This is a genomic window from Novosphingobium organovorum, assembly GCF_022832435.1.
In the GTDB taxonomy this organism is placed as follows: Bacteria; Pseudomonadota; Alphaproteobacteria; order Sphingomonadales; family Sphingomonadaceae; genus Novosphingobium; species Novosphingobium organovorum.
In genome coordinates this window covers 1-17,815 of the sequence record NZ_JALHLF010000078.1, presented here as the reverse complement: position 1 = coordinate 17,815, position 17,815 = coordinate 1, and the positions used below count along the sequence as shown (strand labels likewise).

17 protein-coding genes are annotated in these 17,815 nt (G+C 65.7%); 9 read left to right on the top strand and 8 right to left on the bottom strand.

Annotation, left to right across the window (positions count from 1 at the left end):
- The coding region (locus MTR62_RS15715; RefSeq protein WP_244022642.1) for an RNB domain-containing ribonuclease at positions 1-917 on the bottom strand (917 nt) is incomplete at its 3' end.
- 149 nt (positions 918-1,066) lie between these two features.
- Here MTR62_RS15715 and mobA point away from each other — a divergent pair.
- Positions 1,067-1,603 carry a molybdenum cofactor guanylyltransferase gene (gene mobA, locus MTR62_RS15710; protein WP_244022640.1) on the top strand — a complete coding sequence of 179 codons (537 nt, stop codon included), beginning with the start codon at positions 1,067-1,069 and terminating at the stop codon, positions 1,601-1,603.
- Positions 1,604-2,260: 657 nt separating this feature from the next.
- On the opposite strand, the gene MTR62_RS15705 is transcribed toward mobA, so the two are convergent.
- Complete coding sequence (locus tag MTR62_RS15705; RefSeq protein ID WP_244022638.1) at positions 2,261-3,046, bottom strand: winged helix-turn-helix domain-containing protein; 786 nt, start codon at positions 3,044-3,046, stop codon at positions 2,261-2,263.
- A 120-nt stretch (positions 3,047-3,166) separates the two neighbouring features.
- Positions 3,167-4,378, bottom strand: a complete 1,212-nt coding sequence (locus MTR62_RS15700) for an LL-diaminopimelate aminotransferase (protein WP_244022636.1) — start codon at positions 4,376-4,378, stop codon at positions 3,167-3,169.
- A gap of 230 nt (positions 4,379-4,608) precedes the next feature.
- Here MTR62_RS15700 and MTR62_RS15695 point away from each other — a divergent pair, with 230 nt between their 5' ends.
- From MTR62_RS15695 to lptG, 5 genes are all read left to right on the top strand, one after another.
- Positions 4,609-6,504: a PHA/PHB synthase family protein gene (locus MTR62_RS15695; RefSeq protein WP_244022634.1), complete on the top strand. Its 1,896-nt coding sequence runs from the start codon at positions 4,609-4,611 to the stop codon at positions 6,502-6,504.
- Between the two features lie 445 nt (positions 6,505-6,949).
- On the top strand, positions 6,950-7,735 hold the full coding sequence (locus tag MTR62_RS21520) for a phasin family protein (RefSeq protein WP_244022632.1): 786 nt from the start codon (positions 6,950-6,952) through the stop codon (positions 7,733-7,735).
- Between the two features lie 134 nt (positions 7,736-7,869).
- Positions 7,870-8,283, top strand: a complete 414-nt coding sequence (gene clpS / locus MTR62_RS15685) for an ATP-dependent Clp protease adapter ClpS (RefSeq protein ID WP_244022630.1) — start codon at positions 7,870-7,872, stop codon at positions 8,281-8,283.
- 138 nt (positions 8,284-8,421) lie between these two features.
- Complete coding sequence (lptF, locus tag MTR62_RS15680) at positions 8,422-9,657, top strand: LPS export ABC transporter permease LptF (RefSeq protein ID WP_244022627.1); 1,236 nt, start codon at positions 8,422-8,424, stop codon at positions 9,655-9,657.
- Between the two features lies 1 nt (position 9,658).
- Entirely contained in the window at positions 9,659-10,756 is a 1,098-nt protein-coding gene (gene lptG / locus MTR62_RS15675) for an LPS export ABC transporter permease LptG (protein ID WP_244022625.1), read from the top strand.
- Positions 10,757-10,872: 116 nt separating this feature from the next.
- On the opposite strand, the gene MTR62_RS15670 is transcribed toward lptG, so the two are convergent.
- The gene (locus MTR62_RS15670) at positions 10,873-12,066 is read right to left on the bottom strand and encodes a fatty acid desaturase family protein (RefSeq protein ID WP_244022623.1); all 1,194 of its coding nucleotides are present in this window, start codon (positions 12,064-12,066) and stop codon (positions 10,873-10,875) included.
- A 172-nt stretch (positions 12,067-12,238) separates the two neighbouring features.
- Between MTR62_RS15670 and MTR62_RS15665 the strand changes: the two genes are divergently transcribed.
- Together MTR62_RS15665 and MTR62_RS15660 are read left to right on the top strand one after the other, a co-directional pair.
- Positions 12,239-13,405, top strand: a complete 1,167-nt coding sequence (locus tag MTR62_RS15665; protein WP_244022621.1) for an N-acetyltransferase — start codon at positions 12,239-12,241, stop codon at positions 13,403-13,405.
- 158 nt (positions 13,406-13,563) lie between these two features.
- A complete protein-coding gene (locus MTR62_RS15660) occupies positions 13,564-14,502 on the top strand; it encodes an HpcH/HpaI aldolase/citrate lyase family protein (protein ID WP_244022619.1) in 939 nt (312 codons plus the stop codon).
- Here MTR62_RS15660 and MTR62_RS15655 read toward each other — a convergent pair.
- The gene (locus tag MTR62_RS15655) at positions 14,483-14,842 is read right to left on the bottom strand and encodes a hypothetical protein (RefSeq protein WP_244022617.1); all 360 of its coding nucleotides are present in this window, start codon (positions 14,840-14,842) and stop codon (positions 14,483-14,485) included. The genes MTR62_RS15660 and MTR62_RS15655 overlap by 20 nt on opposite strands.
- Complete coding sequence (gene lipB / locus MTR62_RS15650) at positions 14,839-15,522, bottom strand: lipoyl(octanoyl) transferase LipB (protein WP_244022615.1); 684 nt, start codon at positions 15,520-15,522, stop codon at positions 14,839-14,841. The genes MTR62_RS15655 and lipB overlap by 4 nt, the downstream gene beginning before the upstream one ends.
- Positions 15,523-15,640: 118 nt before the next feature.
- Between lipB and MTR62_RS15645 the strand changes: the two genes are divergently transcribed.
- Positions 15,641-16,489 carry a lipoyltransferase gene (locus tag MTR62_RS15645; protein ID WP_244022613.1) on the top strand — a complete coding sequence of 283 codons (849 nt, stop codon included), beginning with the start codon at positions 15,641-15,643 and terminating at the stop codon, positions 16,487-16,489.
- Positions 16,490-16,618: 129 nt separating this feature from the next.
- On the opposite strand, the gene MTR62_RS15640 is transcribed toward MTR62_RS15645, so the two are convergent.
- Together MTR62_RS15640 and MTR62_RS15635 are read right to left on the bottom strand one after the other, a co-directional pair.
- A complete protein-coding gene (locus MTR62_RS15640) occupies positions 16,619-17,251 on the bottom strand; it encodes a class I SAM-dependent methyltransferase (protein WP_244022610.1) in 633 nt (210 codons plus the stop codon).
- Between the two features lie 116 nt (positions 17,252-17,367).
- The gene (locus MTR62_RS15635) at positions 17,368-17,712 is read right to left on the bottom strand and encodes an arsenate reductase family protein (protein ID WP_244022608.1); all 345 of its coding nucleotides are present in this window, start codon (positions 17,710-17,712) and stop codon (positions 17,368-17,370) included.
- Positions 17,713-17,815: the final 103 nt, after the last annotated feature.

The following is a 17,815-nucleotide window of genomic DNA, read 5'->3' as shown; positions in this document are numbered from 1 at the left end:
CGCCGGATGGCGAGCATGAAGGCGGCCTGGGCCGGGCGGGCGGCATCGAGGCGGCGTTCGAGCTGGGCAAGCGGCATGGCGTCTGGCCAGTCGATGCGCAAGGCCCGCGCGACGGCGCGCAGTTCGCGCCGGGCCTGTGCGTCGGGCGGCGCCATGGTTCGGAACAGCCCGCATCCGGCTTCGAGCATGGCCTGGGCGACGGCGAGGTTGGCGGCAAGCGAGAGCGCCGCATTGCCCGCTTCAACAGCGCTGGAGGGACGAAAGCCGAGCCGAAAGGTGCCGTCGCCAGCGGCCTCGAGCTGCTGTTCGGGCGGGTCGACGCGCGCGGCACCGCGGCGGTCCTCGGCCCGGCGCAGGCGCGCGCCGATTTCGGCAAAGCCGGTGGGCAGGTCGTCGCCACGTGCCGTCTCGTAGGCAAGCTTGGCGCGGCTGCGGATGAGCGCCTGCTCGACCGCGTCGAGCCGCGCCGTGCCGTCGGGCGCGATGCGCACGGTGAGGATGATCGCAGGACGATCGCCATCGGGCAGGAGGCTGGCTGCGGCCTCGCTCAGGATCGGGGGGTAAAGGCTGGCCTTGCCGTCGGGCAGATAGCAGGTCGTGCCGCGTCGCCAGGCCTCTTCGTCCAGCGGGTCGTGCGCGTGCACGAACCAGCCGACGTCGGCGATGGCGTAGTGGAGCAGCCAGTCGGCGCCGGCCGCCTCGATCGCGAAGGCCTGGTCGAGGTCGGTCGAGGCGGCGGGATCGAGCGTGACGAATGGCCGTGCGGTGCGATCGACGTGCCCATCGGGGCGCCGTTGGGCGGCGCGATGCGCGGCGTCGACGACGGGGCCGGGGAAGTGGGCGGGGACCTTGAACTGCTCGCGGATCGCGTTCAGCCCGCAGTGAAGCCAGCCGGCGGGATCGTGCAGGGCCTTCATGGCGGCAAGTCTGGGCGCTTCCTCGTGCCGGGACAACCCCTTGTACATTGCACGGCGATGCCGAGCGGCGGGACGGAGCGGGCTTGCGGCGAAGGGACGGGCGGGGCATCGTGTGCGTTTAAAGGGCGCCTTCAGCGGGCGTCAGGGCCATGATCGGAGCAAGCGGTATGATACTAGGTGCGGTCCTGGCCGGTGGGCAGTCGCGGCGGTTTGGCAGCGACAAGGCGCTGGCGCAGTTTGACGGGCAAAGCCTCCTGGTGCGCGCGGTCGACCAGCTTTCGGGCTGGTGCGAGGCGGTGATCGTGGTTGGCCGCGAGGACGCGCCAGCGCCTACGATACCCGACTGGCCCCACGCCGATATGGGGCCTCTGGCCGGGCTCGCGGCGGCGCTGCGGCACGCGCAGGACGCCGACTTCGCGACGGTGCTGAGCGTTCCGGTCGATTGCCCGCTGCTGCCCGCCTCGCTGCCCGAGTTGCTCGGAGAAGCGCCCGCCTATCTGGCTGCGCAGCCGGTGATCGGACACTGGCCGGTCGGCGCGACCGGGGCGGCCGAGGCTATCCTGCGCGGGGTGGAGCGCCATTCAATGCGGGCTCTGGCCGAGCGGATCGGGGCGCGGGCCATCACGCTCGATGCGGCGTTGCCCAATGTCAACACGCCGCAGGATCTGGGCGCGCTCCGGGGCTAGGGCAATTTTCAGTCAGGTGCCATTGCCTGAGGGTCCAGGAAATGCGTCAAAACAATGAGGCGAGGGCGGATGATCCGATGCAATCCGATCGACAACCGCTCGCGTGGTTCACGTGGACTTTACGATTTTGGCATTGGCAGGCCCATGCCATCCGACAGGAGATGCCAATGCCAAAATCGATCGCGTGGGGCCTAGCCGCATAAACAGCCCCATCGCGGTTTGAACCAAGTGCGCTTGGNCGTGGACTTTACGATTTTGGCATTGGCAGGCCCATGCCATCCGACAGGAGATGCCAATGCCAAAATCGATCGCGTGGGGCCTAGCCGCATAAACAGCCCCATCGCGGTTTGAACCAAGTGCGCTTGGAGCTAGTGGTTCGATTCTGACATTTGATACCCTATCGGATAGGGCGCGCTCAAATGTCAGAATCTTTTCGAACCACTAGCATTTATCTGATTCTAGTGGATTTTACGATTTTGACATTTGCAGACCCATCCCAGCCGCCAGGGGATGCAAATGTCAAAATCAATCCACTAGGCGGCAGGGCGCCGGCCACGCACAAGAGCCGAGGCATACGGACGGCGCAGGCCGAACGGGCTGGCCCGGATTTCCCTGTCCGGATACCCCCTGTCCGGGGCTGCCCGCCGATGCCGCGGGTCAGTGCGCTTCGACGAAGGTGCCGCTCTCACTCGGGCGTGGAGCGCTGGTGCGCGCGATTGCGAGGCCGTTTCCCCAGTTCGGGGTCTTGGCCATCTTGCCTTTGGCCAGGGCGTCGGGTGAACGCAGTGCGTAGCCGCCCGAGGGGATCGTCTCGATGATGCCCTTGATGCCCACGAAGGCAAGCTTCCGGCGCAGGCGCGACATGTGGACGGCAATGCTGTTGGTTTCGGGAATGAAGCCCATGTGCCACACGTCGTGGATCAGCGTCTGCTTGGAGACCGGCTGGTTGATGTTGTGTGCCAGCCGCCAGATCAGCGCGAATTCGCGTGGGTTGAGATTGAGCGGTGTTGCGCCGCGAAACGCTTCGCGGGTGAGCAGATCGAGTCGCAGTTCGCCGATTTCGCGAAAACGCGGCAGGCTCTGCGCCAGTTCGGCGACCCGCAGCGCGCGCATGGTCAGTTCGTCGATGCCGATGTCGCCCGGCACGGCGTCCCCGAAGCCGTTGCTCAGAATCGCGGCGCGATCGCTGCTGCACGCCACCCCCGTGACGATGAAGCTTTTGCGCTCGCAGCGGCTGTGGCAGCTGAGCACGCCCGCCCAGCTGTCGCGCGCTGCCCCCGCAGCGTCGATCAGCCGGACCGGCGGGTGCGACAGCCCGCTGCTTTCATCGCGCGCGACGAGTGTCCAGTCGCGCTTTCGCAAGTCCAGTTCGGCTGGCAGCGCGCGCGCTGCCAGCCATTGAAATGTCGTTGCACTGATCCCTGCGTCGTTTTCCTTGACCATTCCCGCCCCTCGATTTTCTGACGATGTATTTGTCCTCTCGAGAGCAAAAATGATCGGAAAAAGCGCGGGGCGACAACTCCTAAAATCTTACAGGTATATGTACAGGGAAGTTGGAAAAGCTCAGGACTTGGCCGAATTTGCGCCGGTGTTGACACCTTTGGCGGCCAGGAAGCGCTTGATGTTGCGCGCGGCCTGGCGAAGGCGCTGTTCGTTCTCGACCATGGCGATGCGTACGAAACCCTCGCCGTCCTCGCCGTAGCCCACGCCCGGCGCAACCGCGACTTCGGCTTCGGTCAGGAGCTGCTTGGAGAATTCGAGGCTGCCCATGTCCTTGAGCGCGGGCGGGAGCGGTGCCCAGGCAAACATCGAGGCCTTGGGGCTGGGAATGTCCCACCCGGCACGGCCGAACGCCTCGACCATCACGTCGCGGCGCTTCTGGTAGAGCTGGCGGTTGCGCTCGACGATGTCCTGCGGGCCGTTGAGCGCGGCGCAGGCCGCCGCCTGGATCGGCGTGAAGGCGCCGTAGTCGAGGTAGGACTTCACGCGGGTCATCGCCGCGATCAGCTTGCGGTTGCCCACCGCAAAGCCCATGCGCCAGCCGGCCATCGAGTAGGTCTTGCTCATCGAGGTGAATTCGACCGCGACATCCTTGGCGCCGGGCACCTCGAGAATCGAGCGGGTGGGATTACCGTCGTAATAGAGTTCGGAATAGGCAAGATCGGACAGGATCCAGACCTTGTTCTCCTTGGCCCAGGCGACGAGGCGCTCGTAGAAGGCGAGGTCCACCGTCTCGGCGGTCGGGTTCGAGGGGTAGTTGACCACCAGGATCGAGGGGCGCGGCACGGTGAAGGCCATCGCCCGGTCGAGCGATTCCCAGTAGTGTTCGTCGGGCGTGGTGGGAACCGAGCGGATCGTCGCCCCGGCGATGATGAAGCCGAAGGTGTGGATCGGGTAGCTCGGATTGGGCGCCAGCACGACGTCGCCCGGCGCGGTGATCGCCGTGGCGAGGCTGGCGAGGCCCTCCTTCGAGCCCATCGTCACGACGACCTCGGTCTCGGGATCGAGGTCGACGCCGAAGCGGTTGCCATAGTAGTTGGCCTGTGCGCGGCGCAGGCCGGGGATGCCCTTGGACTGCGAATAGCCGTGCGCGTCGGGCTTGCGGGCTACTTCGCACAGCTTGTCGATGACGTGCTGGGGCGGTGGCAGGTCGGGATTGCCCATGCCAAGGTCGATAATGTCCTTGCCCGCTCGCCGGGCCGCGTGACGCATCGCGTTGACTTCAGCGATGACGTAGGGCGGCAGGCGCTTGATGCGGTAGAACTCGTCTTCCATGACCTTGGTAATTCCATGAACTTGTTGCGGCGGGAATGCCTGTGGCCCCTCTAGGGGATAACGAAGCTCACGCAAATGGGTGTTGTTCGCAAATTTTGTTGCGGCAAGCGGCAGCGCGCTATTCGCCGCGTGGTTGGGCAAAGCTCTCGACAGCGCGCGCCGCATGGGCCAGACAAGGATCTCGGGAGCCCGCCACCGGCACACTGCAACACCAGGAAGGAGTTGTCCGCATGGCGCAAGACGCCGCTGATTTTGTGACCGAAATCCTGCGCAACCAGACCCAGGGAATGAACGATCTGTTTGGCCGGTTGACCCCGCAGGAAGGCTCGCCGGAGGCCGAGGCGGCGGTGCACTGGGCCGAAATCGCAGGGCGCATGCATACGATCTGGACCAATTATCAGGTCGAGCAGCTGTCCCGCGCACACGATGGCAAGCCGGCGCATTTCAGCGATCCGGTCAAATGGATCGGCACGCTGGAATCGGTGCTGCGCCTGCTCCCGCTGTCGCGCCCCGAGGTCCAGCAGCAGCTCTGGTCGCAGGGGCTAGAACTGGCCGAGAAGGTCCTTTCGCAATTCGGTGTCGGAGCCATGGGGGACGGGCCGGGAAGTGCGGCGGGGGAGGAGGCGCAGCGCACAGCCCAGGCGCCCGTGCTGCCGCTGGCCGATGCGCGTTTTCGGGCCGAGGAATGGCGCACGACGCCCTTCTTCGCGTTGCTTCACCAGCTTTACCTGATGCTGCGCGGGGAACTGTGCGCGATGGCCGAGGGGGTCGAAGGGATGGAACCTGCGCGCAAGGCGCAGCTCGTCTTTGCCACGCGCGCGCTGCTCGATGCGCTCAGCCCGGCGAACTTCCCGCTGACCAATCCCGTCGCGCTGACCGAGGCGAATCGCACCGGCGGCGAGAGCCTGGTGCGCGGTTTTCAGAATTTCGTCGAGGATTTGCGCAAGGGCCAGCTAACCCACACCGCGCCGGGGGCCTTCGTGCTGGGCGAGAACATCGCGGTGACGCCGGGCAAGGTGGTCTACGAGGCGCCGCTGTTCCAGATCATCCAGTACACCCCGACCACCGACACCGTGCTCAAGACCCCGCTGGTGATCTTCCCGCCGTGGATCAACCGCTTCTACATCCTCGATCTCAACGCGCGAAAAAGCTTCGTGCGCTGGGCGGTGGAGCAGGGCATCAGCGTGTTCATGGTGTCTTGGAAATCGGCCGATGCGTCGATGGTGGATGTCCTGTGGGACGATTACATCGCCGCGCAGGTCGAAGCGATCGACTTCGTGCGCGACCGGCTCAAGGTGCCGTCGGTGCACACCATCGGCTATTGCGTCGCGGGCACGACGCTGGCCGCCACGCTGGCCGTGCTGGCGCGCAAGGGTGAGGGGGAAAAGGTCGCCAGCGCGACGTTCTTCACCGCGCAGGTCGACTTCGAGGATGCAGGCGATCTCAAGAATTTCGTCGACAGCCAGCAGATCGACAATCTGGCCATGCTCTCGCCCGAAGGCTATGTCGACGGGCGCTATCTGGCGGCCTCGTTCAATCTGCTGCGCGGCAACGACCTGATCTGGAACTACGTCGAGAGGAACTACCTCAAGGGTGAGGAGCACCCCGCCTTCGACCTGCTCCACTGGAACGGCGACGTGACCAACCTGCCCACGCGCTGGCATCAATCCTACTTGCGCGATCTCTACCGCGACAACCGGCTGGTGGTGTCCGATTCGCTGCGCGCCTGCGGGGTGCCGATCGACCTGCACCGCATAACCACCCCCTGCTACATCCAGGCCGGGCGTGAGGATCATATCGCGCCGCCTGAAAGTGTGTGGAAACTGACCCGCTACCTGGCCGGAGAGTGGACTTTCGTGCTGGCCGGATCGGGACACATCGCAGGCGTGGTCAATCCCCCCTCGGCGAACAAGTACCAGTACTGGGCCAATGATGCGCCGGTCGCCGATCTTGCGGCTTTCGTGGCCGGGGCGAGCGAGACCAAGGGGAGCTGGTGGCCGCACTGGGAGCAGTGGCTGCGCGCGCGCGATCCCGGAACCGTCTCGGCGCGCGGCAAGCGCCGGCCGGGCGGGCGTGGCGACGCGGTGATCGAGGATGCGCCGGGGCGCTACGTGATGACGCGCTAGGGCGCGACAGAGGCGTCCGGGCGTGGTGCGATGTCGGCGCCGTCCGACAGGTGGGGCGGCCTTGACGCGATTAAGATGACGAAGCGGGGTGGGCGGGGGAGACCGCTAACCCCGCTTCGTTGCTTTTTGGGGCATTTCAAGTGCGTGCTGCGCTGCGATGAAACATTCGCAATCCGAGCGTGTTATCCTTGACTGTGAGCCGCTCGATCTCTATTGTGCACTGCAACAAAGGTTCGCCCGGACCTACTTTTTCAAGCAGGGCACTGAAATGCTTGATCAAGTTCCCGGATGAGGATGCTGCACACCAAGGTGGATTCGTGGGATGGCTGAAAACGAAACTCCGAAGACCGATGCTCCAAAGACCGTTGCTTCCAAGGCAGCGCCCAAGCCGGCGGTAAAGGCCGCTGTCGCGAAGGCTCCCGTAAAGGTTGCCGCCAAGGCGAAGGTGGCCAAACCGGCCGCCGCGAAGCCGACTCCGGCCAAGGCCGCCGCCAAGCCTGTGGCGCGCCCGGCGCCGGCTCCGAAAACCGCGGCCAGCTCTGCTGCCGGGGCCAAGACGGTGACTCCGGCCGAACCGGCCAAGCCCGTCGAACCGGCCGAAGTGCCTGCTGCGGCGATCGCGCCCAGCCCGGCGCCCGCGCCGACCATCGCAACCGGGGGGGATGAGAAGCCGGTCAAGGCCGGAGCGAGCCCCAAGGTGGCAAAACCAAAGGCGGCGCCCAAGACCGCTCCTGAATCGATGGCCCCTGCATTTGCCGGGCTACTCAACAACTTCATGCTCGAGGATACGACTATGGACATGAGCGCTAATTTCTCCAGCTTCCAGGACGCAATGGCCGAAGCGCAGACCAAGGCCAAAGAAGCATTCGAAAAGGGTACGACCATGATGGGTGAGGCTTCCGATTTCACGAAGGGCAACGTCGAGGCGATGATGGAATCGGGCAAGATTCTCGCCGAAGGCATGCAGAGCTTCGGCTCGGAACTGGTCAGCGAAGGCCGTTCGGCGTTCGAGGCGATGTCGGGCGACATCAAGGAACTCGCCGCCGCCAAGTCGCCGACCGACTTCTTCAAGCTGCAGAGCGACATGGTCCGCAAGAACTTCGACAGCGCCGTGGCGACCAGCTCGAAGAACAGCGAAGCCATGCTCAAGCTGATGAGCGACGCGATGGCTCCGCTGTCGGGCCGCGTCAGCATGGCCATGGAAAAGGCCCGCTCGGTCACGTCGCTCTGATGGCCGGCGCCGCTCGGGTGACGGGAGCGGGAAGGTCTCTTCCCGGCCGATCGCCAGGGCGGCTCGCCTGCTAATCGAAGGACCGGCAAGGGAGCGTCTTGTGAAAAGGGGCTCCCTTGCGATATTCTGGCGCCATGGCTTACCCGCAAGACGATTCCGATTTGTTCTCCCCTCTCTCCATCCTTGTGGCTGGGGCCGAAGGGGATGATCCTGGAAACGGGGATACGGGCAACGGCGATGGCGGCCACGATGATGGTCAGGTGGGGATCGCCACCAAGACCCGCGCCAAGCCCAAGAAACCGAGCCAGTTCAAGGTTCTGATGCTCAACGACGATTACACGCCGATGGAATTCGTCGTCATGGTGCTCAAGCGCTTCTTCCACATGGATCTCGAGCAGGCCACGCGGGTCATGCTCCACGTTCACCAGAAGGGCGTCGGCGTATGTGGGATTTTCCCTTACGAAATCGCCGAAACCAAGGTGAACCAGGTGATGGATTTCGCCCGGCAGAACCAGCATCCGCTCCAGTGCACGCTCGAAAAGGCCTGACCGCAGCGCGCGCGGCGCACGAGCGCGCTTGCCGGGGGCTGTTTCCTGGCTTGGGGCTTTCCTGCGACAATTCGCTTTGCCCCGGCGCGCCAAGCCGTTAAGGCCCGTCTCACAAACCGGTTCGGTGATGACGACTACGTGAAATTTCTTAACGCCATAGACCGCTACATCTTCCGCCTCGTGCTCATGCCGATGCTGGGCATCTTCGTGCTTGCAGCCTCGTTGCTCGTGCTCGACAAGATGTTGCGACTGTTCGATTTCGTGGCAACCGAAGGCGGCCCTGTGGGGGTCGTCTTCAAGCTGCTCGCCAACATGCTGCCCGAATACGCGAGCCTGGCGATCCCGCTCGGCCTGATGCTCGGTATCCTGCTTGCCTTCCGCAAGCTGGCCACCTCGAGCGAGCTCGACGTGATGCGCGCGGTGGGGCTGAGCTACACCCGCATGTTGCGCGTGCCCTATCTCATCACGATCGTGCTGGTCGGGCTCAATTTCGCGATCGTGGGTTACCTCCAGCCGCTTTCGCGCTACTACTATGAGCAGCTCAACTACGAGCTCAAGTCGGGCGCGCTGGGGGCCTCGATCAAGGTCGGCGAATTCACCAGCCTCAAGGACCGCATCGCGCTGCGTATCGACGAGAGCCAGGACGAAGGCCGCCGCCTGATCGGCATCTTCGCGCGCGTCGCAAACGACAAGGGGCAGGTGCTCTCGATCTCCGCACGCGAAGGGCGTTTCCTGGCGCTCAAGGGCTCGCCCGACACGATCATCCTGCGTCTCGAGCAGGGGCAGATCATCCAGGACATGCCCGGCGACACCCCGCGCGTGCTTTCCTTCACCCGCCACGACCTGCCGATCGAGCTGCCGCAGATCGAGAAATTCCGCCAGCGTGGCGGGCAGAGCCGCGAATACCTGCTGCCCGAATTGCTCAAGCTGGGCTGGAGCAAGTCGAGCCAGCCCGAGGAAGAGCGTGTCTCGAGCCAGGCCAACTTCAACTACCGCATGGTCGAAGTGGTGATGATGCTGCTGCTGCCGCTGCTCGCGGTGGCGCTGGCGATCCCGCCCAAGCGCTCGACGTCCTCGCTCGGCCTGTTCGTCTCGATCGTGATGATCGTGGCCTATCATAAGGTCAACCAGTACGCGAACGACGTCGCCTCGCTGGGCCGTATCGATCCGGTGCTGGGCTTGTGGGGGCCGTTTGCGGTGCTCGCCGTGATTATCCTGTGGATGTATTACCGCGTCGCCTACGTGCCCGGCGGCCAGGCCATCGGCTGGCTCGAGAAGGGCTTTGAAATGCTGAGCAAGCGGCTCAAGTCGCTGCTGCGCCGCCGGCGCCGCAGCCATGGGCCTGTCCTGCCCGAGCCGCAGGACATGACCTGATATGCAGTTCGAATTCTTCCCGTCGCGCACCCTGACCTGGTATCTTGCGCGGCTCTTCGTCACCCGCATCATCGCCATGCTGATCATGCTCGTGCTGGTTCTCCAGGTCCTCGACCTGCTGGGCGAGAGCGGCGACATCCTGGCCTATGCCCGCAATGGCGAGCCGCAGCTGTTCTACTACGTGTCGCTGCGCGCGCCGCAGTTGGTGGCGCGCTTCCTGCCCTATTCGGTGCTGCTGGCGACGATCGTGACGCTGGCGACGCTCAACCAGAACAGCGAAGTCATCTCGATGAAGGCGGCCGGGCTGTCCGCACACCAGATCCTTGCACCGCTGCTGCTGAGCGCGACGATGATCGCGGGGCTCAGCTTTGCCTTCAACGAACGCGTGGTGACCCGCGCGACCGCGACGCTCGATGCCTGGCAGGCGGCGCACTATGGCCCGGTGCCCGAGGATTCGGGGGTGCGCAGCAACCTGTATCTCGCCGATGGGCGCGACCTTTTGCTGGCCCGGCTGATGACCGGGCAGGGCAACGCGATCGTGCTCAAGGAGGTGACCTTCTACCAGCGTGACGCGCAAGGGATGATCGTGCGCCAGATCCGGGCAGGTCAGGCGACTTTCGCCAATCCGGGCTGGACGCTGCACGATGCGGTCTCCTTCGACGTGACCAAGACGCAGACCACCCGGCTGGCGAGCGTGGTGGTGGCCAAGGGGATCACGCCCGAAAAGATCATGCTCTCCAACGTCGATGCCGATTCGCAGGACATCTTCACGCTGGGCAAGTCGATCGACGCGCTCAAGCTTGCCGGGCGGCGCACCAGCGCGCTCGAAGCGGCTTGGTGGCACAAGATTTCAGGGCCCATGGCCTCGATCCTGATGCCGCTGCTGGGGGCGGTGGCGGCCTTTGGCCTGGCGCGTTCGGGGCAGCTGCTGATCCGCTCGATCCTGGGTATGGCGCTGGGCTTTGCCTACTTCGTGCTCGACAACGCGGCGCTCGCGATGGGCAATTTCGGCGGCTACCCTCCACTGATCGCGGCCTGGGCGCCGTTCGTGCTGTTCGCCTTCATCGGCGAGGCCGTGCTGATCCGCACCGAGGAATAGGCCGGGTGGGGCTTGCAAAAAAAAAGGGCCTGCCAAACGAAAAGGACCGGGAAAGCCGTTGCGCTTTCCCGGTCCTTTTCGTTCGTCTTCGGCGGACCGCTCAAGGGGGGGGGCGCTCAGCGCGGCTTCATCGTCCCTTCGACCAGTCGGCGCAGCAGGGGCAGCAGGCCGGGGTAGTTGGCCTTGTTGTAGGTCGTCTCCAGTCCCAGGTGCGCGATCAGGCGGCGGTGGCATTCCCCCAGCGAGTGGTAGGGCATTGAGGGCAGCAGATGGTGCAGCGCGTGGAAGCGCAGGCCGACGGGCGCCCACAGCGGGGACAGGAACGCCGGCGGCGGCACGTTGACCGAATCGAGGTACTGCGCGGTCAGCGTCATCTCCGCGCCGTCGTTCTCCCACAGGTGCGCCACGAGCGTGCGCACCTGGTTGAGGAAGGCGGTCAACGAGACCACGCACAGCGCGATGACCAGCGGACGCCAGCCGTAGGCCCAGCTCGCGGCAAGCACCGCGATGGCCCACAGCGAGCAGCCCAGTTCCTGCCAGAAGACCATGCGCGCAAAGGCGCCCTTGGGCTTGTCGCGGCGGTAGGCGGGGTTGATCGACAGCGAAGAGGCGCGCTCCCACACCAGCGTGCGCAGCGGCGGCACGATCACGCCGAGCGGCACCAGCACCGCCGAGCGGATCAGCAGCGCGGGCGGTAGCAGGATCGCGGTCAGCGCGAAAACCGGCAGGCTCCACGGCTTCATCAGCGCGAGGGGGAGGTATTCAGGATCGGTGAGCGTGCCGTAGCGCGTGCGCGAGTGGTGCTGGGCGTGGACCCCTTCGTACATGAAGGAGGGGATCAGCAGCGGCACGCCAACCAGCAGGTTCCACGCGAAGCGGAAGCCGGGCAGGGCATCGCGGTGCATGTGCGTGAGTTCGTGGATGAACAGCAGCGCGCGGTAAAGCACCAGCGAGGCCAGGACCCCGCAGGCGAAGGCCGCGATCGGGTTGTCGATCAGGATCGCGCCGGCGAGCAGGGCGTAGCCGGCCAGCGTCGAGGCCAGCATGTCGGGCCAGTAGATCTCGGGCCGCGCGCGCGCGATGTCGCGGGTGAGCGAGGCTGCGGCGCGCAGCATTTCGCGATCCTCGGGGATCTGCGCGTGCCACGAAACCGCCTCCACCGCGCGCAGCGGGGCACCGTCCGAAGCGGGCCGGTTCGAGGTGGGCCGGTTCGAGGTGGGCCGGTTCGAGGTGGGGCTGTCCGACCCGTCCGCAGCGGGGTGCGACGGCGTCTGGGCCGCAGCCTTATCGATAGCTTCCTGAGCAATCATGCATTCAATTCCAATTCGGACCTATGCGCGGGGCGAGCCTGGCGGGGGATCTTTCCCGCACAATGACAGCCCGGCACAGGTCTGCGTGTTCAAGCGGCTTGACAAGATGCCTGTACCGGCCGCAGTTCGCCTCCATTCGCACTGTTCCCTAGATACAAACAAAGGCAGGATCGTGGCCAACGTCGAACTAGTCATCACACCGGTCTCGAGCAAGGCTGACCGCGCTGCCTTTGTCGATTGCAGTTATCGGCTCAATGCGTCAGATCAAAATTGGGTGCCGAATTACCGCGCCGAAGAGATCGCCAAGTTTACCCCCGGCAAGAACCCGTTCTTCGAACACGCCCGCGTCCAGCTGTTCCTGGCGCGCCGCGATGGCCGTATCGTAGGGCGTATTTCGGCGCATATCGATGAACTTGCGCTGAAGCAGCCGCTCGAACAGGGCATGGGGCCGGGCACTGGCAACTGGGGCGCGATCGAGGCCGAGGACGCCGAGACCGCAAAGGCGCTGATCGCGGCGGCCGAAAGCTGGCTGCGCGAGCAGGGCATGACGCGCGTTCTGGCGCCGATGAACCTGTCGGTCTGGGAGGAACCGGGCCTGCTCACCAAGGGGCATGACCACGCACCGATGGTCATGATGGGCCATCACAACCCCGCGTACCAGGGCTGGATCGAGGGGGCCGGTTATGCCACCGTCAAGGCGCTCTACACGTATGACCTGGACGTGACCAAGGGCTTCCCCCCGCTGGTCCAGCGCATTGTCGCTTCGGGCGAGAAGAACGCCAAGATCCGCATTCGCAACGCGGACCTCTCGCAGTTCGATCGCGACGCCGCGATCATCTGTGACATTCTCAACGATGCCTGGTCCGACAACTGGGGCTTCGTACCCTTCACCGATGAGGAGATCGCGCATACCGGCAAGGCGCTCAAGCCGCTGGTCCACCCCGAACTCATCCGCATCGCCGAATACGAAGGCGAGCCGGTGGCGTTCATGATGACCCTGCCCGATCTTAACGGCATCCAGAAGCGGGTCAACGGCGCTAAGGGCAAGCCCTCGGTGTTCGGGCTGCTGCGCCTGCTGTTCTGGCTCAAGCGTCCGCGCCAGGCCGACATGCGCGTGCCGCTGATGGGCGTGCGCAAGAAGCTTCAGGCCTCGCGTCTCGCCAGCCAGCTGGCCTTCATGATGATCGAATACATCCGCCGCGCTGCGGTCGCCAAGTTTGGCGCCAGGCGCGCCGAGATCGGCTGGATCCTCGAAGACAACCAGGGCATGGTCGCGATTGCCGATGCGATCGACAGTTCGGTGAACCGCGAATACCGGATATACGAAAAGGCGCTTTGATTTCTCTGCGCAGCAGTGCTGCCGGCGTATTTCACGGCGGCGGTACTTGGCTTGCGGTGAAGCGCTATTGCAGACTTTGTTAACGCCGCACGAGTATCACTTGTCCTGGTGGAAGCGCATAGGTGTGCTTTCAGAATGCGACAAGAGGTGTGCGGCCCATGAAGTCGAGATCATGGCTGATCGTACCGGGGAACAGCGACAAACGGCTTGGTCTCGCGATCGGGACCGGGGCGGACATCGTCGTCGTCGACCTCGAGGATACGGTCCCGGTATCGGAGAAACCGCGCGCGCGGCATCTGGCGGCCGAGTGGCTTGCGGCGCATCGCCAGCAGGTTCTCGAGCAGCCAAGGCTCGGGCGCTGGGTGCGCATCAACGCGCTCGAGGCGGGGCTCTCGCGCGAGGATCTGGCGGCCGTCATGCCGCTCGCGCCCGACGGACTGATCCTGCCCAAGTCCTGCGGACCCGATTCGGTCCGCCAGTTGGCGAGCGAAGTCTACGAGTGCGAGCAGGCCTACGGCATCGCGCCCAATTCGACGCGGATCGTCCCGGTGGTCGGCGAAAACCCCCGCGCGGCGCTGCGCATCGCCGATTACGCCCAAAGCGCACACCAGCGGCTGAGCGCGCTGACCTGGAATGCGGCCGGACTGTGCGCGGCGATGGGCCGGTCGGGCAATCGCACGGCGGACGGTGGCTGGCCCGACGCGGCGCGCTACGTGCGCGCGCAGGCGCTGCTCAGCGCGCACGCGGGCGACGTCATGGCGATCGATGCCCCGCACGAGGATTTCGAGGACGAGGAGGGGGTGCGCCGCGCCGCACAAGCCGCGTGCGCCGATGGCTTTGCCGGGATGATGGCGATCCATCCAGGGCAGGTCGCCGCGATCAACGCCGCCTTCACGCCATCACCCGACGAACTGCACTGGGCGCGCGCGGTGGTCGAGGTCTTCGAGGCCAATCCCAATATGGGTTCGCTGCCGCTGAACGGGCGGATGGTCGATCGCTCGCACTTCACCGTGGCGCGGCGCACCATCGGCATGTTCGAGCGCGAAGGGCGGGCGAGCGAGGACCCGCGCCGCCAGCCTATCCTGCGCCCGGCGTAGTCTCGACCATCGGCGCGGGCTCCTCGGGCTCGCCCTGGGGCAGGTCGGCGCCATCGTCGGGGCCATCGTCGTCGACGTCGGGGGTGACCGCGGCCGATCCGGCGTGCGCGGCAGGCGCGCTCGGCTCGACCAGCGGGGCCTTGGAGCGCACGGTGTCGTAAGCGGGCATGGCGTCGGTGACCGAACGCGGCAGCAGCTCGGCGCCTTGCGCGGCATCGGCCGAGACCGGGTCCTTCTTCTTGTCGTGGCAGCCGCCGAGCAGGGCGCCTGCGGCCAGTAGGGCAGCAAGCGCGGCGACGGGCGCGAGCGAGGCGCGCGGGCGCTGTGCGGCGCGGCTCATGATGCGGTCTCGCGCGGGCAGCGCGTTTCGAGCGTCGCGAGGAAGTGATCGGCGCGCGCCAGCAGCGCACGGTCCCAGCTTGCGTAGTCGGCATCCTTGCCGAGCCTGGCCAGGCTGGTCACGCCGAACTCCTCGATCCCGCAGGGCACGATCCCGGTGAAATGCGTCAGGTCGGGGTGAATGTTGACCGAAAAGCCGTGCATCGTCACCCACTTGCGGATGCGCACGCCGATCGCGCCGATCTTTGCCTCGCGCCCGTCGACGTCCCTGGTCCAGATGCCGATGCGGCCTTCGCTGCGGAAACCCTCGACCCCGAAATCGGCCAGCGTGTCGATCACCCAGCCTTCGAGCGCGTGGACGAAGCCGCGCGCATCGCGTGCCCGCTTCTTGAGGTCGAGCAGCACGTAGACCACGCGCTGGCCGGGGCCGTGATAGGTGTAACGCCCGCCACGTCCGGCCTCGACTACGTCGAAGCGCGGGTCGAGCAGTTCGTGGCGATCGGCGCTGGTGCCGGCGGTGTAGACGGGCGGGTGTTCGAGAAACCAGATGAGCTCACGCGCCTCGCCCGCGGCGATCGCGGTATTGCGTTCGGTCATCTCGGCCAGCGCCTCGCGGTAGGGGACGCTCGTCTGGCTGATGCGCAGTTCGATGTCCCCGGGCAGTGTCTGGACTAGAGTCATGATGGGGCTGGTCGTGGCCCTTTCGCGCGCGCTTATCAAGTGGATTCGCAAGCCATCTGCGCCTAAGACCCCGATTTCGAAACGCCACGACGCCGGTGTCGGGGGACAGGAGAGACGAATGCGATTTGACAGCAATCAGGCCTGGAGCGAGACCGTCGCGGTGGTGCGGCGCAATCTCGAGGTGCTGATGGCCGTGGGGGGCGTGTTCTTCCTTTTGCCCGCGCTTCTTTCCACCGTATTTCTCAGCGACATCCAGCTCCAGATCATGGCGGCGGCCAAGGACGAGACCGCGCTTGAGGCGCTGCTCGGCCAGCACATCGGGGTGATCCTGGCCTTCGCCATCGGCGGGTCGGCGGTGCAGTTCGTGGGCTATCTGGCGTGCACCGTGCTGCTCACCAACCGTGCGCGCCCGACGGTGGGGCAGGCCCTGGCGACGGCGCTGGCGCGCTTGCCCGCGCTGTTCGTGGCGACGATCCTGTGCGGCATGGGCATCGCGCTGGTGGTCAGCGTGGTGAGCGTGGTGATGATGGGCCTTGGCGGCGCGCTGGGCGGCGGGGCGCAGGCGCTGGGCGCGCTGGTCTCGTTCGTGGCGATGCTTTCGGCGATGCTCTACACGTTCGTGCGCTTCTCGCTGCTGATCCCGGTGATGATCCGCGACGGGCTGACCAATCCGCTCGCCGCGCTGATGCGCTCCTGGCAGCTGACCGCCGGCAACACGTTGCGGCTGCTGGGTTTCTACACGCTGCTGATGATCGCCTATCTGGCGATCAACATCCTGCTCTCGCTGTTCATCATGACCCCGGTGCAGTTCGTGCTGGGCGCGGGGCAGGCCGCGACCTTCGTGGCCGGCGTGGTGACCGGGGCCATCGCGGCGGTGTGGGGCGTGCTGCTGACAGGGGTGCTCACGCGCATCCACGCCCAGCTCACCAGCGGCACTGCCGAGGGGCAGGCCGACATGTTCCGCTAGGGTCAAATCGGGCGCGCGCTTCCTGTGAGCGCGTTTCGTGCGACCATCAAAAAACCCGCCGTCCCAAGCTGGGCGGCGGGTTTTTTGATGGCGCGGCGCGGGTGAGGCGCCGTCGTTCGTTTCAGGCGATCAGTCCTCGTCCTTCCAGCCCCAGTACATGAAGCAGGGCGGGACGTTGATCATTTCCATCTTGTGGTCGATGCGCAGGAAGTGGCGGGCCATGAAGTGGCGCGCGCGCGGCGTGAACTGGTAGACCAGGAACGCGCCGCCCTTGCGGATCACGCGGTAGGTCGCCGCGGCGATTGCCGGGCCGACACCGTCGGGCAGGGTCGAGAAAGGCAGGCCCGAGAGCACGTAGTCGGCCTTTTCATGGCCGTGGCTGCGCACGATGTCCTCGACGTCCGCCGCCGAGCCGAGCACCGCGGTGAAACGGCTGTCGGTGAACTGGTGGCGCAGGTAGTCGATGAAATCGGGATTGGTGTCGATCACGATCAGCGCGCCGTCGCGCGGCAGGCGGTCGAGCACCGGCTGGCAGAAGGTGCCGACGCCAGGACCATATTCGACGAAGAGCTTGCAGTTTTCCCAGTCGACGGGAGCCAGCATCTTGCGAATGGTGAAGCGCGAGGAGGGAACGATCGAGCCGACCATGACAGGATGGCGGATGAACCCTTCCAGAAAAACGCCCCAGGGCCCCAGGGCCCGCTTGACTTTACGCTTGATCCTTTGGGGCAGGGCCTCCCGGGCAAGCTCAGTGCTAGACATGCTTTCGCGTAACCTCGCGGTTCTTATCGTGTCATGGAAGCGCCATGCGGTGGCAGATTAAAAGCACCATTGCAAGGCGGGGCTGTATCCGGGGCCCGGCAAAACCGGGCGCGGGTTCAAAGAATGTCGTGGACGGTCTCTTGGGGGCGGCACAGGCGCACGCCCTTGTCGGTCTCGACCAGGGGGCGTTCGATGAGGATCGGCTCGGCGACCATCGCGGCGAGCACGGTGGCATCGTCGGCTTCTGGCAGGCCGCGCTCGGCCGCATCGGTGCCGCGAAGGCGCAAGCCCGCCTGCGGGGTCATCCCGGCATCGGTGTAGAGCTGGGCGAGCTTTTCGGCGCTCGGCGGGGTCTTGAGATACTCGATCACCGTAAGCTCGACGCCGGGCGTTTCTTCCAGAATGGCGAGCGTCTTGCGCGAGGTGCCGCACTTGGGGTTGTGCCAGATGGTGGCCTTCATCTCGGGTCGGTCTCCGTTGGAATGTGGGCAGGCGTGCCGGACGCCGCCGCGGGCGGGGCATCAGGGGCGGGAGGGGCCATCGCGGGCACCGTGCGCGCGGCGG

Excerpts from the sequence above, each read along its gene's own strand:
- mobA (WP_244022640.1), top strand. The coding sequence starts at position 1,067 with ATGATCGGAGCAAGCGGTATGATACTAGGTGCGGTCCTGGCCGGTGGG.
- MTR62_RS15705 (WP_244022638.1), bottom strand. The coding sequence starts at position 3,046 with ATGGTCAAGGAAAACGACGCAGGGATCAGTGCAACGACATTTCAATGG.
- MTR62_RS15700 (WP_244022636.1), bottom strand. The coding sequence starts at position 4,378 with ATGGAAGACGAGTTCTACCGCATCAAGCGCCTGCCGCCCTACGTCATC.
- MTR62_RS15695 (WP_244022634.1), top strand. The coding sequence starts at position 4,609 with ATGGCGCAAGACGCCGCTGATTTTGTGACCGAAATCCTGCGCAACCAG.
- clpS (WP_244022630.1), top strand. The coding sequence starts at position 7,870 with ATGGCTTACCCGCAAGACGATTCCGATTTGTTCTCCCCTCTCTCCATC.
- lptG (WP_244022625.1), top strand. The coding sequence starts at position 9,659 with ATGCAGTTCGAATTCTTCCCGTCGCGCACCCTGACCTGGTATCTTGCG.
- MTR62_RS15670 (WP_244022623.1), bottom strand. The coding sequence starts at position 12,066 with ATGATTGCTCAGGAAGCTATCGATAAGGCTGCGGCCCAGACGCCGTCG.
- MTR62_RS15660 (WP_244022619.1), top strand. The coding sequence starts at position 13,564 with ATGAAGTCGAGATCATGGCTGATCGTACCGGGGAACAGCGACAAACGG.
- MTR62_RS15655 (WP_244022617.1), bottom strand. The coding sequence starts at position 14,842 with ATGAGCCGCGCCGCACAGCGCCCGCGCGCCTCGCTCGCGCCCGTCGCC.
- lipB (WP_244022615.1), bottom strand. The coding sequence starts at position 15,522 with ATGACTCTAGTCCAGACACTGCCCGGGGACATCGAACTGCGCATCAGC.
- MTR62_RS15645 (WP_244022613.1), top strand. The coding sequence starts at position 15,641 with ATGCGATTTGACAGCAATCAGGCCTGGAGCGAGACCGTCGCGGTGGTG.
- MTR62_RS15640 (WP_244022610.1), bottom strand. The coding sequence starts at position 17,251 with ATGTCTAGCACTGAGCTTGCCCGGGAGGCCCTGCCCCAAAGGATCAAG.
- MTR62_RS15635 (WP_244022608.1), bottom strand. The coding sequence starts at position 17,712 with ATGAAGGCCACCATCTGGCACAACCCCAAGTGCGGCACCTCGCGCAAG.